Raw genomic sequence first — 666 nt, 5'->3', positions numbered from 1 at the left:
TCCGGTACCGGGCCTGCCCAAAGATATCATTGCCGTACAAGGTGGTTTCGACCACACGTTGGCTCTGACATCAAAAGGTCAAGTCTGGAAGTGGGGCCGAGGAGCGGGAACGACCCCTAGTGTAGTAAGCGGTCTTGATCATATCATTGCCATTTCGTCAGAGGGCGGAACGCAATCCTTAGTCTTAAAGAGCGATGGAACCGTATGGGCGTGGGATGCATATGGAGTACCGGCTAAGGTTGCCGGTTTGGATCATGTGATCGCGATACAAGGCAGATATGCTTCCGCTTATGCGTTAAAATCAGACGGCACTGTCTGGGCGTGGGGCGGAAATTCGAACGGGGAATTGGGTGATGGCACAACAACCTCTAGAACGGAACCTGCTCAAGTAACCGGCCTGTCGCACATTGCCTCGATCCATATGGGCAATATGCACGGATTAGCATTAACGGATGCGGGTACGGTATATGCTTGGGGTTTCAACCAAATGGGTCAGATAGGAGACGGTACGAATACGAACCGGCTGGTTCCCGTTCAAGTCCCAGGCTTATCCCATATTAAGAGGATTAGCGCTGGGGATTATAACTCGTTTGCCCAAGATGCTAGCGGCAATATCTATTCATGGGGGTATAACGGCGACGGTCAGCTAGGTTTTGGCCATAATAG

1 protein-coding gene is annotated in these 666 nt (G+C 51.5%); it reads left to right on the top strand.

Features of this window, described 5'->3' with window-relative positions; genetic code table 11:
* Window positions 1-666, top strand: a 666-nt coding sequence (locus tag GC093_RS15750) for an RCC1 domain-containing protein (RefSeq protein ID WP_376768656.1), incomplete at both ends; no start/stop codon positions are given.

Origin of the sequence: Paenibacillus foliorum, assembly GCF_013141765.1 — a bacterium.
In the GTDB taxonomy this organism is placed as follows: Bacteria; Bacillota; Bacilli; order Paenibacillales; family NBRC-103111; genus Paenibacillus_S; species Paenibacillus_S foliorum.
This window is presented reverse-complemented; position numbering and strand designations above follow the sequence as displayed.